Source organism: Microbulbifer thermotolerans (assembly GCF_900112305.1).
GTDB classification, from domain to species: Bacteria; Pseudomonadota; Gammaproteobacteria; order Pseudomonadales; family Cellvibrionaceae; genus Microbulbifer; species Microbulbifer thermotolerans.
Genome location: NZ_FOKT01000005.1, coordinates 117,636 through 131,830 on the forward strand (window position 1 = coordinate 117,636; position 14,195 = coordinate 131,830).

The 14,195-nt window shown below is 49.5% G+C and carries 17 protein-coding genes and 1 pseudogene; 12 read left to right on the forward strand and 6 right to left on the reverse strand.

Annotated features, from left to right (window positions below):
• Positions 1 to 447 carry a CBS domain-containing protein gene (locus BM155_RS09270; RefSeq protein ID WP_231902388.1) on the reverse strand — a complete coding sequence of 149 codons (447 nt, stop codon included), beginning with the start codon at positions 445 to 447 and terminating at the stop codon, positions 1 to 3.
• A gap of 493 nt (positions 448 to 940) precedes the next feature.
• On the opposite strand from BM155_RS09270, the gene BM155_RS09275 reads away from it, so the two are divergent.
• Together BM155_RS09275 and BM155_RS09280 are read left to right on the forward strand one after the other, a co-directional pair.
• Positions 941 to 1,414, forward strand: coding sequence for a hypothetical protein (locus tag BM155_RS09275; RefSeq protein ID WP_067155475.1), 474 nt, complete (start codon positions 941 to 943; stop codon positions 1,412 to 1,414).
• Between the two features lie 142 nt (positions 1,415 to 1,556).
• The gene (locus tag BM155_RS09280) at positions 1,557 to 2,108 is read left to right on the forward strand and encodes a SixA phosphatase family protein (protein WP_083421139.1); all 552 of its coding nucleotides are present in this window, start codon (positions 1,557 to 1,559) and stop codon (positions 2,106 to 2,108) included.
• On the opposite strand, the gene cobB is transcribed toward BM155_RS09280, so the two are convergent.
• The 3 genes from cobB to BM155_RS09295 form a co-directional block, all read right to left on the reverse strand.
• Positions 2,044 to 2,781, reverse strand: a complete 738-nt coding sequence (cobB, locus tag BM155_RS09285; RefSeq protein ID WP_067155470.1) for a Sir2 family NAD+-dependent deacetylase — start codon at positions 2,779 to 2,781, stop codon at positions 2,044 to 2,046. The two genes, BM155_RS09280 and cobB, sit on opposite strands and share 65 nt — an antisense overlap.
• Positions 2,782 to 2,923: 142 nt before the next feature.
• Positions 2,924 to 4,231 carry an NAD(P)/FAD-dependent oxidoreductase gene (locus BM155_RS09290; protein ID WP_067155467.1) on the reverse strand — a complete coding sequence of 436 codons (1,308 nt, stop codon included), beginning with the start codon at positions 4,229 to 4,231 and terminating at the stop codon, positions 2,924 to 2,926.
• Between the two features lie 72 nt (positions 4,232 to 4,303).
• Positions 4,304 to 5,446 carry an FAD-dependent oxidoreductase gene (locus BM155_RS09295; protein WP_074902736.1) on the reverse strand — a complete coding sequence of 381 codons (1,143 nt, stop codon included), beginning with the start codon at positions 5,444 to 5,446 and terminating at the stop codon, positions 4,304 to 4,306.
• A gap of 963 nt (positions 5,447 to 6,409) precedes the next feature.
• Here BM155_RS09295 and BM155_RS09300 point away from each other — a divergent pair.
• The 9 genes from BM155_RS09300 to BM155_RS09335 all read left to right on the forward strand — a co-directional run bounded on the left by BM155_RS09300 (position 6,410) and on the right by BM155_RS09335 (position 11,255).
• Positions 6,410 to 6,901, forward strand: coding sequence for a hypothetical protein (locus BM155_RS09300; protein ID WP_139223207.1), 492 nt, complete (start codon positions 6,410 to 6,412; stop codon positions 6,899 to 6,901).
• A 70-nt stretch (positions 6,902 to 6,971) separates the two neighbouring features.
• Complete coding sequence (locus BM155_RS09305) at positions 6,972 to 7,319, forward strand: hypothetical protein (RefSeq protein WP_139223208.1); 348 nt, start codon at positions 6,972 to 6,974, stop codon at positions 7,317 to 7,319.
• A complete protein-coding gene (locus BM155_RS09310; RefSeq protein WP_139223209.1) occupies positions 7,297 to 7,941 on the forward strand; it encodes a hypothetical protein in 645 nt (214 codons plus the stop codon). The genes BM155_RS09305 and BM155_RS09310 overlap by 23 nt, the downstream gene beginning before the upstream one ends.
• Positions 7,942 to 8,154: 213 nt before the next feature.
• The gene (locus BM155_RS09315) at positions 8,155 to 8,460 is read left to right on the forward strand and encodes a hypothetical protein (RefSeq protein WP_074902753.1); all 306 of its coding nucleotides are present in this window, start codon (positions 8,155 to 8,157) and stop codon (positions 8,458 to 8,460) included.
• A gap of 87 nt (positions 8,461 to 8,547) precedes the next feature.
• Positions 8,548 to 8,790 (forward strand): hypothetical protein, encoded by a 243-nt coding sequence (locus BM155_RS09320; protein WP_139223210.1) that lies wholly within the window; start codon positions 8,548 to 8,550, stop codon positions 8,788 to 8,790.
• Positions 8,791 to 8,935: 145 nt separating this feature from the next.
• Complete coding sequence (locus tag BM155_RS17065; RefSeq protein WP_139223211.1) at positions 8,936 to 9,166, forward strand: hypothetical protein; 231 nt, start codon at positions 8,936 to 8,938, stop codon at positions 9,164 to 9,166.
• 108 nt (positions 9,167 to 9,274) lie between these two features.
• The gene (locus BM155_RS09325) at positions 9,275 to 9,763 is read left to right on the forward strand and encodes a hypothetical protein (RefSeq protein WP_074902757.1); all 489 of its coding nucleotides are present in this window, start codon (positions 9,275 to 9,277) and stop codon (positions 9,761 to 9,763) included.
• A 406-nt stretch (positions 9,764 to 10,169) separates the two neighbouring features.
• Positions 10,170 to 10,487 carry a hypothetical protein gene (locus BM155_RS09330; protein ID WP_074902760.1) on the forward strand — a complete coding sequence of 106 codons (318 nt, stop codon included), beginning with the start codon at positions 10,170 to 10,172 and terminating at the stop codon, positions 10,485 to 10,487.
• A 159-nt stretch (positions 10,488 to 10,646) separates the two neighbouring features.
• Complete coding sequence (locus tag BM155_RS09335) at positions 10,647 to 11,255, forward strand: hypothetical protein (RefSeq protein WP_074902762.1); 609 nt, start codon at positions 10,647 to 10,649, stop codon at positions 11,253 to 11,255.
• Between the two features lie 249 nt (positions 11,256 to 11,504).
• On the opposite strand, the gene BM155_RS09340 is transcribed toward BM155_RS09335, so the two are convergent.
• Positions 11,505 to 12,272 (reverse strand): hypothetical protein, encoded by a 768-nt coding sequence (locus BM155_RS09340; protein ID WP_074902764.1) that lies wholly within the window; start codon positions 12,270 to 12,272, stop codon positions 11,505 to 11,507.
• A 545-nt stretch (positions 12,273 to 12,817) separates the two neighbouring features.
• Here BM155_RS09340 and BM155_RS17070 point away from each other — a divergent pair.
• Positions 12,818 to 13,426: a hypothetical protein gene (locus BM155_RS17070; protein WP_139223212.1), complete on the forward strand. Its 609-nt coding sequence runs from the start codon at positions 12,818 to 12,820 to the stop codon at positions 13,424 to 13,426.
• A 433-nt stretch (positions 13,427 to 13,859) separates the two neighbouring features.
• Here BM155_RS17070 and BM155_RS17560 read toward each other — a convergent pair.
• Positions 13,860 to 13,931 (reverse strand): annotated as a pseudogene (locus BM155_RS17560) (nitrogen fixation protein NifB); the annotation flags it as partial.
• Between the last annotated feature and the right edge of the window lie 264 nt (positions 13,932 to 14,195).

The window sequence follows — 14,195 nt, forward strand, 5'->3', positions numbered from 1 at the left end:
TCAGGCCACGGAATCGTCCACCGGCTGTGTCAGCTCCGCCAGATATTCGCCGCAGAAACGCAGGGCATCGGTCACCGTTACTATGCCCGCCAGCTCCCCTTCGCGCATCACCAATACCGAGCCTATGCCGGTTTCCGCCATTGCCAGCAGTATTTTGTCCAGCGGGTCGTGGATATCGGCGATATAGGGCCGGCGGGCGCAGAGATCGTGAACATACAGCTGTTGTTCTTCCAGACGATGACCCGGCGCCCGGGCGCGTTCAATATCCCGCCGGGAAATGACCGTTTCCAGGTCACCGTCGCGGGTGACCGGCAGGTGGTGCACCTGGTGTGCCTCCATCTGAGCCAGGGCTTCCTCCACGGGGGCGTTGATATCGATATGGTAGGGGAAAGGGGTCATCAGCGCCGCAAGAGTCGGCATATGATGAATATCTCGGGTCTTGGACATGGAACTGAATCCGCTTCTAGACTGTCATGAAATGATTATCTCGATCTTCCCGCCGTCATCGTTTAATCGAATATGACCGGGAATATGCATTGGTACAATATAGCAATAAGTTGTTGATATTTGCCGGTGAAGTCTTATTATTCGCGACCTCGGTCGATTAATATGAACGACATTGCGGTTTGGGCCCGTTTCTAGGCCCTTTTCCGGCTACTCTTATTTCCTGTACTGGCTATTATTGGCGCAGTGTCCGGCTGCGTTACGGCTGGCGGCAGGCAGGTATCGTCGTTTTGTAAACGCATTTTTGTGCCGCGCACTATCGTGTAATACAGTTATTCGCATCGATATATCGCGTAAGCGCTATTGAGTGAGTACAGGTTGCAACGCTGTTTATATCGGCCGGGCAGCGTATGTCACAAAGAGATCTATCGCAAACTCTGTGCTGATAACGGGCACTGGTTGTGTATTATCAATAACAGTTGTAGAGGTTTATTGAATGTTTCACGAGTACGAACAGATAGAACAGCAAATAGCTGAACACCAGGCCAAAATCGAGGAGCTGCAGCAGCAGATGGCGCTTGTGGAGCGCAAAAAACAGGGCGCAATTGCCTTTGATAAGGCACTGATCAACCTCGCTGCCGAGTACGATATGGTGGAAGAGGAATTCTTCGTTGTACGCGGCAAGGAAATCGTCGAGTGGCTGGTTAGCCAGTTAAACGACGAAAATGCTCCGGACTTTGTTCACACCCTGAAGTCCCGGGTTGCCCGCGTGCTGAAGAAGGAGAGCGATACCCCCCGCCGCACCCGCCGCGCCACGGCCAGCAAATCCAGCGAGCCGAAGTTGGAAACCGGCCACTACCGCAACCCCTATACCGGCGCCACTGTGGAAAAGAAAAAGCGTAATCCTAAACAGTTGAGTCAGTGGATTGAGGAGCACGGCCTGGAAACCGTAAAAGAGTGGAAAATCTAATTCCGCATTGATCGAATCCCGGTATCGAAAAATTCGTTACCGGGATTATTTTTCTCTTTATTTTCCTCCATCGGTTCACCGCTATCCATATCGGCGCCGTTTGTCACTTGTCAGGCCGCTGAATTAAACAGGATTCTCGTTGATGCTACGTCTTGTCAGTATTGTAATGGTGCTTCTTGTGGGCGCGCCCTGGTCTGCGGCTCAACAGCTGGCTGAACAGGTGGAGCCCCAGGTGATTTACCTGGTGCGCCATGCAGAGAAAAGTGCAAGCGGCGACCAGCGCGATCCCGCACTGGCCAAGCTGGGCCGGGAAAGAGCGCGACACCTGGCTTATGTTCTGGGCGATGCCCGTATTGAAAAGATATTTACAACGGACTACACGCGTACCCGGCAGACCGTTGAGCCCCTGGCGAACCAATTGGGATTGACCCCAGAAGTCTACGATCCGCGTGTGCTGCGGGAATTTGCACAACAGCTGCTGCAAACCGGCGGGCGCAGCCTGGTGGTGGGGCACAGCAACACCACGCCGCAACTGGTTGCCCTGCTCGGAGGGGATGCCGGCGCGGCGATTGACGAAAAATCAGAATTTGATCGTTTGTATATCGTCATCCGCGACCGTGGCCATGTAACTACAATTCTGCAGCGCTATGGTCGCGAACCTGCCCTCCTAAAAGTTCGCGAACAAACTCCGTAACAACTTGCGAAGCCGGGCCGTGGCGGTGCTCGGCAAAGGCATCGCCGACACTGCTGCGCTCCAGGTTCAGTTCCACGCTGTGGGCGCCGGCCCTGTTGGCGCACTCGACAAAACCCGCCGCCGGATAGACATTGCCGGAGGTGCCGATGCTGACAAACAAATCGCAGTCTGCCAGCGCTGAATAAATCCGCTCCATTTCCAGTGGCATCTCCCCAAACCAGACAACGTGGGGTCGCAGCGTTCCGCTCCGTTTACAGCAGGGGCAGACCGCTTCCACGTGCAGGTCTTCGCGAATAGAAAAGCACTGGCCGCTGATAGCGCACCGGGCCTTCAGCAATTCACCGTGCATATGGATCAGGTTGCGGCTGCCGGCGCACTCGTGCAGATCATCGATATTCTGGGTTACCAGCAGAAAATCCCCGGGAAAATGTTTTTCCAGTTGCGCCAGGGCCCGATGCGCGGCGTTGGGGGTAATTTCCGGTGAAAGCAATTGCCTGCGGCGCTCGTTATAAAAGCGTTGTACCAGCTGCGGATTTTTCGCAAAAGCCTCTGGGGTGGCTACCTCTTCAAGGCGGTGGTTTTCCCACAGCCCGTCGGCACCGCGGAAAGTGCGGATACCGGACTCGGCGGATATACCGGCCCCCGTGAGTATTACGATACGGCTGTATTTCATTGGGGAATCTCTGATTAATTTATGTGAACGCCGGAATTGGTTCCGAGGTGCTCAGGCCTCGAAGTGTTTTTGCCTGCCGGAAGCGTATTAATCAGCGCTTCCCTAGACCTTTTCCCTCATCCCTCCCTAGCCGGGAGGTTCCTCAATGCATTTTCAACGGCGGTTTGACAAAGCGGTTCGCTTTTCCCACCAGATAAATAAGCATGGCCTTGCTCCATCCATGTACCGCAGCCAGGTGCATGCGGTATAGCGAACGATAGGCCAGACCGGCAATCCGCCCCTCAATGGTGAGCCTGCCCTTGACCAGGGTTCCCATCAGGTTGCCCACCGCCGTGTGCTGGCTCAGAGATACCAGAGAGCCGCGGTCGCGGTAGCGGAATGGTTTTAACGGGCGACCTTCGATTTTCGCAAGCAAGTTATATTCGGCCACGCCCGCCATTTGCTGGGCTGCCTGGGCGCGTGGTGGCACTTTTTGCCCAACCGCGTCGATACAGTCGGCGCAGTCGCCAAGGGCGAAAATATTATCATCGTCTACCGACAGAAGATCTGGTTTAACCTTAATCTGATTGATTTGGTTGACGGTGAGGCCGTCCAGCTGGGCGAGGAAGTCGGGTGCCTTGACGCCAGCGGCCCAAACGCGGATGGTGGCCGCAATCTTATCGCCATTTTGAGTGATCAGTCCGTCGGCCGTGGCTTCCGCTACAGTGCAGCCGGTGAGTACACGCACTTCCAGCTTGCGCAGCTCGCGTTCCGCATTTTTACCCAGGCGGGGCGGCAGCGCCGGCAGCAGGTGTGGGCCCGCCTCAATCAGAGTGATATCCAGGGCGTTACGGCGGATATGGCCGTAGTTTCCCATTTGTCGGCAGGCTTCCACCAGTTCCGCAGACAGCTCCACACCAGTAGCGCCACCGCCGACGATAGCGATCTGCAATTTTTTTTCGGTGTGTGTTTCCAATTGCAGAAAGCGATCCAGTAACAGCCGATGGAAGCGCTGCGCCTGTACACTGCTGTCGAGAAACACACAGTGCTCGTGTACGCCGGGGGTGTGGAAATCATTGCTGCGGCTGCCGATACACAATACCAGGTAGTCGTACTCGAGTTCTCGCGCCGGCACCAGCTGCTGGCCTTTGTCGTCTTCGACTGGCGCCAAGTGAATCACCCGGCGCTCGCGGTCCAGCTTCTGCAGACTGCCTAGCTGAAAAATAAAACCGTGGCTGCGCGCATGTACCTGGTAATTGAGCGAGTCCAGGCTGGAATCGAGGGCGCCAGTTGCCACTTGGTGCAGCAGAGGTTTCCAGATGTGTGTGCGGTTCTTGTCGACCAAGGTGACCTGTGCGGCGGGGGATTTGCGTCGGCGTTTGAGGTAGGGGGTGAAACTGAAATAGCGCCCCAATCGTGTGGCCAGTTGCAGGCCCCCCGCACCGCCGCCAACAATGATAATCTTCTTCATACTCACTTCTTCCTCTGCTTTACAACAACAGCGCAGGCGCCTCGTATCTACTCTGTGCTTTAGCCGTAAGTGTCACGAGGGCAGTGGCAGCTGGCTAAAGCGCCGCATAAATTTTCGGTCGATATGGTGTTTCAAGTGCCACAGGCTGGTACCGGCCAGGGCGAAGCCGTTGCGCACCGCGATGGCGCGCTTGTCTCCGCAGGAGAGCAGGCTCAGGAAATGCTTCTGTGGGCGGAAATCCCGGAGTCTTTTACCAGACAGAGCTGCGCGCAGATTGTGGAAAAGCACCGGTCCCTGGCGCACTGCATAAACACCGGCCTTGGGCAGGGGATTGTCAGAGAAGCTGGCGACATCGCCCGCCGCAAAAATATTTGGGTAACCGGGAGCGCGCAACTTTTCATCCACCCGTATAAATCCCCGCTTGTCCAACGCCAGCCCGCAGTCCGCCAGCCAGGGGGGCGCGGCGGCGCTGGTGCACAGTAATACATGATCCAGCGCCAGCCGTTGTCCCTCGGTGCTGCGCACGCCAGATTCACTGATCTCCCCAACCGGCCAGTTGCGGTGCAGATGCACGCCGAGCCTGTTCAGCTCCCGCGCCACAAGATCGCGGGCCCGCGCCGGATAACCTTCCGGCACGCTGTCACCACTGTGGATTAAGTGTATCTGAACGCGGTGTGAACGACGTTGTGTTTTAAGCGCGTAGGCCATGGCCATTGCCACTTCACAGCCGCCGGCGCCGCCGCCGATTACCCCCAGTGCCAGGGATGTGGAGCTTTCGCGCAGACGCTTTTGCAGCTGTTGCCAGTGGTGGTGGAACTGATCTATGGGCTTGACCGGAATCGCCAGCTCCGCTCCGGGCAAATCGCGTGCAGGCGTTGCGCCCACATCCAGAGACAGCAGGCCGTACTCCAAATCCGGATGCCCCTGCAAGAAGATCCGGCCCTCGCAGGGATCGATGCGGTGGGCGCGGGACTGCACAAAGCGAGCACCGGCGGCGCGACAGAGACGCACCAGGTCGATATGGATTTCATCGGGCCGGTAATGCCCCGCAATAAGACCCGGCAGCATACCGGAATAGGCGGTATCAACCTTGGGGGAGACCAGCGTCAGCCGCACACCGGGCAGAGGATCTTCCGCCCACATCCGCAGCACCACGGCATGGGCGTGGCCGCCGCCGACCAGGACGATATCGCGACAATTGGACTGCGCTTGCATAAGTTACCGCTGTATTAATTACAGGATCGTTTATGGCAAAACCAGTGATCGAGGGTGCCGCAGGAGCGGGATAAATGCCAGTGCTTAATTTAGTCGTTGCTGCGGTGGAATTCTTACGGAGGACTTCTGGTGCATTCGCTTGCTGACAAATGGGTATATCACTCCTCCAAATTATGAGTGCCTATAAGCTAGGGAACCTCTGATTACTTCGCGTGAACACCATGGTGGGTTCCGGGGCGCTCAGGCAATAGGCTGGATATTTCGAAAACGCACAAGTACTTCCCTGTAGCTCCGGCGGATACATCCCTGTATCCGACGGTTTCGAAATATCCATCCTATCACCTGAGCTTCTCATCCGCCCACGAAGAATCTCTGCCACCAGAAAACGAATGAATCAGAGATGCCCTGGCTGATTATGTATGCCGCATCTCCTTTGACCAGCTCCCTGTGTCCATCGCAGCTACACAGGAATGCGCGGCGCATCCAGGAGAGACACAACAATAATAGAACGTAGTATCGAGAGAAATCAGTGATTGGTACTAGTGTCTCATTTGGGTCATAGACATGCCTGTATATGTAAACAGTCTTGTCCGTGTAGTAATAAATATTGCAATATGACTGGCGTCAAAAGCGTTTTGTTTTGTAGGTGCTCACAAACTACCTGTTGCGGAGATAGTTATATCAAGTCCGTGCTCAGTAGCCAGTGGCTCTTGTTCACCGATGAGCCGCCGCTAAGTCGTTGACTTTAAAGGGTGTAGTAATAAAAATTTGAGCCACATAAATAAAAAGATAACCGAGCGTCTGGTTCGTTTAACGCCTGAATTTAAATCGAGTTTTAGGTTATCTCATTGATTTCAATGGCGTTTTTTCAGTATGTGGCATTGGGCGCTTGTGGGCAAGGGGCTGGGTGATATAGAGCTACTGGCTTTTGAATAAAACTGTTAAGTTTCAATGGAGGCCCCGATGGAGGCAAAAGATATAATCACGCTTACCATTTCGGGAGGTGCGCTGGCTGTTTCACTTATTTCATTGTATTTCAGCCTTTTCCATAAGCGGACTTCTCTTGTTGGAACTCTTGCAGCGTGGAATCCGAGAACCGAGAATTTTGAGAACTCTCAAGCCTGTGAGGTCGCAATTTCCAATACGGGGAATAGAGAACTTGTTCTTAGAGAAATCGAGATTCTGAGTTTCCCGGAAATAGAAGGTGAATTATTTCCCGTTTTGGAGTCAGAGCAAGTTCCCGCTGTCCTGAAACCTGGCGAGATGAAATTATTGACGTTTCCGATACCGGACCTTTATCTGCAAAAGCTCGCAAAAGAAAAGAGGGTGCTTCGGCTAAATTTCCACATCTTAACAACTGAGGCCACGCTTAAGCTGGCGACAAAGGATTTGACCCCGCCCGTTGGTGGTGCAGATATACCAGAATCCGACTGGAAGCCATTCAAGCTACAATGAAACTTAACAAGGCCAATCACGGCGACAGCTTTTTCGTTACGGCTTCGCCTTCTCTACAAAGCTGCGCGTGTTGGCGGCGTTAGCTTTAAATCGAACTATGATCAGAAAATGTATTTTATTTATGGTGGTTTGTCTTCTTCCGATGGTGACTATCGCAGAAGGAGAAACTGTTGATGTAGAATTTAGAGAGCCGATATTGCCAATCTTTGTAGGTGTGGCTCTAATTACGTGGGGCGCGTATGAGCTCGGTGATGATGTTGAGTCTAGCCAAAGAAACGTTAAGCTTCTCTGGGGCGGTGCTTTGGTAGCTTCGGCGGGTATAATTCTATATCAAACATCTAAAGATAAAGGCTCACAAATTGTTGCGGTTCCAATTTCTCAAGGTGGTGCTTCAATTGCCTATAATTACCGCTTCTAGCCAAAAAGCTAACAAGTGTAGCCACCTGACACAAATAGCAACGTCCTTTTTTGGTGGTCGCGTTGCTCCCAATATACCAAAAAAGTACGTCACTATTTGTGCAGGTGCTACAGGCGTTATGGTTCAAAATAGTATGGCGATGAAAATTACATATTTTATAGTGTTGATATTTTACTTTAATGTTGCAAACGCCATCGAAGTTTCTGATGTAGAAAGCAGTATTAGCAATAAGGGCGCAGCTGCAACGCTGGGTGAACTATCTTGGCCTTATGAAAAATGGAACGCATTTATCAAAGAGGTGGAGTCGGGAGACGCTCGTTGGGTTGCCCTTGCAATCAAGCTCCGTTCCGCATCAGATGCAGGAGCTTCATTTGAGCTGGATCATTCACTTGCGCATGCATATTCTAAGAATCCGAAAGCCTTTTCGGATCATCTAAATCCGAATCAACTATGCAACCCCAATTACATGGAGCTTAGCACCAAGCCAGAAGCTGAAGCTTACCTAAATAGGATGAAAACGATAATTAGTGAGCTTCCAGAATCAGCGTTTAAGAGCGAATGTAATAAGTTAGTTATTCGGTATGAACAATGGGTTTCCGAGTGGGATGGTACGCCACCATAACAAGTTGCTGCACGCTGGCGCATACTGCTACGCTCGTTTTGTTTCTATCGCTGCGCTCCATTTTTACACAAAACGCTCTCCGCAGTATGCGCAGGTGAGCAAAGCGTTATAACCTAAAAGTAGTCCTGTAGCACCTCTAGAAGGAAGAAGAAAAGATGGATTTAACAACTCCAAAGCCGCAACTTATGGCGGCGTTAGCAGCTAGATCTCGTGATGAAAAAAGAATTAGTATTTAGCTTTACTCTAGGTTGCTTCTGCACACTTTTACTTTTTATTTTCATGGCAGGGCTCATCGAAATTCAGGAAAGTGGAGCCGGTAACGATATGAAGTTTTTTGCCCTAGATGAAGACGTCATTTGCTCCTTTCCTTTGCTGTCTGAAAGAAATTTAATAGATGAGCCATGTTCTTGCTGGTTTTTAGGGGAAGGCGAAGGCTTTAGAGGCTGGGGTAACGGCTGTAATGCGCTTCACTTAAGTAGTGAAGAGTTGGGTAAGCTACCCAAGTGTGGTGCCAGATAAGGCTGTTAACAAGTCAAAGCACTCGAACGCAGCAGGGTTGCGCCGGTGTTTGAGGCATTAAGTATTCTTAGTCTGGAGAGAGAGTTCGTGGAAGAAGTAATTGGCAGTGTATTTAGATTTATCGGTCGATTGCTTGTTGAGATAGTCTTCACTGCTATCTTCGAGGTAATATTTCGATTTCCAGGAAACATTATCTGCAAGCCTTTCACGAAAGACGGTGAGGAACCAAATGGTTTTCTTGTGATGATTTCCAGTATTTTGTTTTGGGTGTTGGTTGTTGCTTTGGGCTACTTTGCATATCTTGCGCTTTCTAGCGACCCCAATGTTTAACAAACGAAAGCAGGATGCTACGGCCCTTTTGGCCTCCGCGGGACGCCCAACGCTATGCACGTTTTGTGCGGGTCGTTGCGCTCCCAATTTTGCACAAAACGTGCATAGCATTGGTCGCCAGTGTTGCGGGTGTTAAGAGGCAACAATGCCAAATATCAAAGTAGCACCATATAGTGGTATATATGATGACCGTTTGCTGGTTGATAGGCTTGTTGAAATTGGTATATCTATTTCAGAGGCTAATGAAATGGCTGAGGTCGTGGTGCGTGAAATGGGCCATGGGTTTGGTTTGAGAGCCAAGATTCATGAACACGCAGAAAAATTGGTAAATGCACTTAGGGCTACAGGTCTTGAGGTAAAGTGGGCTCATGGCTAAATATATTCTTAACTGCCAAGCCGCTCTTAACAAGCGCATGTTGTCGGACGGGCTTTACGCTACACTCCAAGCCAGCCGCGAATGCGAGCGTTATGTTCCTGAGGTGTCATGAGAAATTTAATACTTTTTTTCGCAATTTTTCCAATTTTTTCAGCTGCTTATGACACAACCAAATTGCATTCACATTATGTTTATGTGGAGGGCGTTCTCCCTGAACCATATAAGAGTATTTCTGTAAAAATAGATCTTGATCCGGAAGATGATGATCTAAAAGATATTGCTCTGAGCGTAGATGGGAAGTTGGTGAGTTTCTCGGAGTCAGAGAAGGCAAAGCTTACTGACCTTGATCTACAAACAATGGAAATTGAGCACGGTATCTTTAGTGCTCATGATAAAGAGATGGGTGATTTTCTCTATATAAAAATTGCAAAAGGAAAGAGAAAATCAATACAATGCAATTTTGATAAAGAAGATCTAAACCATGGGGTTTACGATGTCGCATTGATTCAGTACAACTTCGAAGACCCACCGATTGTGCGGTTGGATAGTCCGTACAAGTACTATCGGGACCGTTTCCTGTGGTGCTTCGAAGGATGAAAAACCATAACAATCAGCGGCAGAGCGACAGCCAACGCTACGCATCTTTTGTGTTACTCGCTGGCGCTCAAATATTAACACGAAAAGTGCTCCGCGCTGGACGTTATAAATCGAATGAGTAAAAAGAGCGTGAATAGGCTATCTGAGGAAGAAATCGCAAAGCGCTATCCGAATGAAAAATACATCAGAGATTACTCAGCAGTTTCACCATCCTTTTTGTTATGGCTCTCTGTCGGTCTACTTGTGCTCGTTTGCACTCTTCAAGAGTTAGGTGTGTTAGATCCTCTTCTTGTTGAGGTTAAGGAGATATCTAGTTCAGGTAGGTTCGGAGTTCGGTGAAAATTTATAACAAAACCTGGCAATTCGCTCCGGGCCGACGGCCCTCCGAGAAACATCGTTAAGTTCCATGAGTTCCGAAGATCTAAAAAATCTAGCTACTGTCGGTTTTCTCGCTTTTGTGATCGCTCCACTTGTTGTGAGAAAATTGGCTCTAGACATTCTGTGTGCATTCTATGAACCAAATTATCCTGGCGACTACTGGCTAGATTATGTAGAAAAAGGCAAGTTTCATTCTTCTTACAGTGATTTTGAGAAAATTTTGATTAAAGTGTATCTTCGCCTAGACAAGATTTTGATAGAGAAGATCAAAAGTATTCCTATTCTAGTAGTCGTGTTTTCAGGTTTCTTGGCGCTGTGGTTAATCTGGAAGTTTGTAGGAACTTAACAATCACGGGCAGTGAAGCTGCGGCCCTTCGGGCCTCCGCGGGACGGCTTACCTTATGCACGTTTTACGCGGGTCGCTTCGCTCCCATTATTGCGCAAATCGCGCACAAAGTAAGCTGTCCCTGTCGGCGGCGTTACGCGTACAACGGAATTTATTTGCATGATTAAACTGTTGATAAACAATTCGGATTCAGCCGAAATGAGCGAAACCTCTTTTGGTGGGAAGCCGGTCAAAAATATAGGTGAAGATTTTCATTGGCCTAAGTGTGCTTACTGCAAACTTCCAATGCAATTTTTGGCGAAGCTATCAGTTGATGAAAAATTATATCAAATATTCATGTGCCAAAACGATCCCGGAATGTGTGAAGAATGGGATGCTAATGGCGGGAGCAATGCTGTAGTCGTAATAAAGCCCTTCGAACTTGAACTTGTCCAAGAACCATCAGAAGGTGAAACTCTAAGGGAAACAGAGCACTCAGCGCAGGTGGTTTCGGTCGATGGTGATAACTACGAAACAGCAAGAATTGAATGGGCAGAAAAGAATGGCGTTAGCCCTCGAGAGGTTTTAGGTCAAATTTCTGGTGAGCCCTCATGGATTCAGGGTAATGAAACACCAAATTGCACCACGTGTAATAAACCAATGGAATTTGTAGCTCAATTGGAGCAAGGGCCAGACTGGAAAACTGAAATGAACTTTGGAGGCGGCGGGGCGGCGTATTTGTTTCACTGTCGTTGTAATGATTCTGCAAAATTTTTATGGCAGTGCTAATACCAACACGTAACAAGATATTGGGCCATACGGCGAGGAGCAAAATTGGAAAACAAAAAACAAAATTGGACACCCATCAATTGAAAATTTGATGGAAAGGCTCTGCATATTCGGTCCGCTGTTGCTAAGGCGTGCTATTTGGGTAAGTAGTCTCAGAGTCTTGTGTGGAATTGCGCCAAACCGTTTTGTTGTGGCGCAGCGGTCCTTCGTTGAAGTCCGCGATGGTGTTTTTCAAAGAAAGGAAAAACTTTAAGAAGTGATCAGCGGGGAGAGATAGCGTTCACAATCTCGGACTCCGTGGGCCCAGCGCTTGCCGAGCTGCTCGCAGACAGAGCGCACTGAATGGGCGGCACCAACCAGAGATTTGAAGCGGCTTTCGAAGTTACGGTTCAAGTAGAGCCAGTGTCGTGGGTTGATCTGCATCCGGTCGAGAATCGGCGGCAGTTGCTCGTCGATCGCGCCGCGCTTGTCTTCACGAAGGCAACGGCCACTCCAATCTACTAGCTCCAGATAGTCCTGTAACTGAAACGGCAGTCCTATTGGCATAGGTTCTCGTGGGCTACCAGCGAAGGGAAAGAGCTGATGTGGCTGTTTGCCATCCCGAGCTGCTGATGTACGCCGTTGTATGGAAGTGTGGTCTGAGGTTTCGGGTGTATCAGCCATCTTGGCCCGGATTGGGTTCAGGTCCACATAGGCCATACAGGCCGCCAGAGCTCGCTCGTCGAGCAGTGCTTGGGATTTGAATCTACCTTCCCAAAAGCGACCGGTACAGCCATCTTCCCGATTGGCTTGCCGGGCAATGGATTCATTGAGCATCCGCATAAACCAACTGATATCCAGCGCAAATGCCTCGGCCAATTCCAACAGCCGATCTTCGATCCACTGTCTCCGATGTTCGAAGCAGCGCCCGGTGCGCTCATCCCTGCCACACAGGAATGCACGGCGCACGCAGCGGGAGACGCAATGATAGTAGGGCGTAGCTTCGAGAGAAATCAGGGATTTGCGCGGGCGTCCCATTTGGATATTCACATATCTGTATAGATACACAGTATTTTCTATAAGATGAAAAATGTTGCAATATTACTGACGTCGAAAACTTTTTGTTTTATGGGTGTCCATGAACTTATCCATGAACTTATTCCCCAGCCAGTTCCGATAACCGATTTCCTATCCATTACCTCCTATGATCAAAGTAACGCCCTGTGTTTCCATTGCAGCTACATAGGAGTGCGCGGCGTACGAAAGAGGGACACAACAATAGTAATAGTGCGCCTAGTACCAAGAGAGATCACTGCATGGCACGGATGTCCCATTTGAATCGCAAACATAACTGTATATGTAAAAAGTCTTTTACGTGTGGCAATAAATGTTGCAATATGGATGGTGTTGAAGGCTTTATATTATATGGATGTCCATGAAATAGTACTACGCGCCTTTTGTGTTACTCGCTGGCGCTCAAACATTAACACAAAAGGCACTCCGCGCTGGCTGCGCCTGCGCTGAGCGTTATATTCGAAAAAAGTGATCATATTACTTCAAACAAGCAAAAAGGGAGTTTTAATATGCTAAGACAGTTCGGAAGATCTTTTCCTTCGCCATCGACTAGAACAGATCAATACGCTCGCCATATTGTTAATTTGCTGGACGCAATTAATGGAGGGAGTGGATTTATGGTAAGTGTAGGCGAGGTTGAAAATGGAAGATTAATAGTAGCTCTATCAGGAGAGCGGGATGAACTTGAAAACCATTTGGAAAGACAGTTGAGAGCCGTTCCAGCTCCTTATCCGGGATTCCGTCGCTCAGTATTTGAAGGGCAGTCATCCCTTCACAGCAGTATGATGAATTCTTATTCAGGAAGACAGTACGGTATGACCTATGGAGGTAGCAGAAATTGTGCAGAACCAAAAATTATAGAGATGGCGTTCATATTGAGGCAAAGGCTAGTTGCTATGACAACTATCTGGTATGGAAGCACTACTAATAGGGCAGCAAGAAAAGGGTATCATAAGTATATGGATAATCGACTCCCTCTAGGTTTGCCCCATCGGTTAAATTTTGCTTTGCCATGTGAGATTTGCAGTCAAAATGAGGCTCGATTAATGCTCTATTTAGAGGAAGGGTTTCCACAACGAACAGCGCCTCGTTTTGGAAGCTACGAAGCTCCTTTCTAGGTTGTATAAGATTAGCAATATAACAAACGCAGGTTGTCGGATCGCGTTTGTGCTGCGCTTCAAGGCGCCCGCAACTGCGGGCGTTAAAAAGGAAAAATCATGAACGGCTTAAAAGAGTTCGAGGGTGACGCCCGAATCGAAAAGCAAGATGGGGCTGTAATCGGCCCGTATAAGGCATCATTTCGCGGTAAGACCTTTCATTCGCGATGCGAAGTCGGATGTAAAAGAGGGTAACGTTATTCTTCGTGAGCTTCCCCGAGTAAAATTGGAAAACCATCAATCGGAAAAACGATAGGAAGACTACTAGATATTCAGTCCGCTGTTGCTAGAGCTTGCTATTCGGGTAAGTAGAGCCTGAGTCCTGTATAGAATAATGCCAAATAGTTTTGTTTTGCCCGGTTCGTTCATCCCGGCCGCACAGGAAAGCGCGTCACACACAGCGGGAGACGCAATGATAGTAGGGCGTAGCTTCGAGAGAAATCAGGGGTTTGCGCGGACGTCCCATTTGGTCCATTTACGTGTATGTATGAACAGTATTTTCCGTGTGATAAGAAATGTTGCAATATGACTGGCGTCGAAAGTTTTTTATTTTATAAGTTCCCATAAAACGGCGTTTTTTCTGCTATTTAAAAGATTGAACTTCTGTTTATTTTATGAGTATCCTTGAGTCGTGTGTTGCGAAGGTTGCTGCGCGTCTATTTGTACGCACAAGGTAAACCATCTCTGCTTCAGGGCGTTAATATTTGATCCGTTGGAATCATAAGGAGAT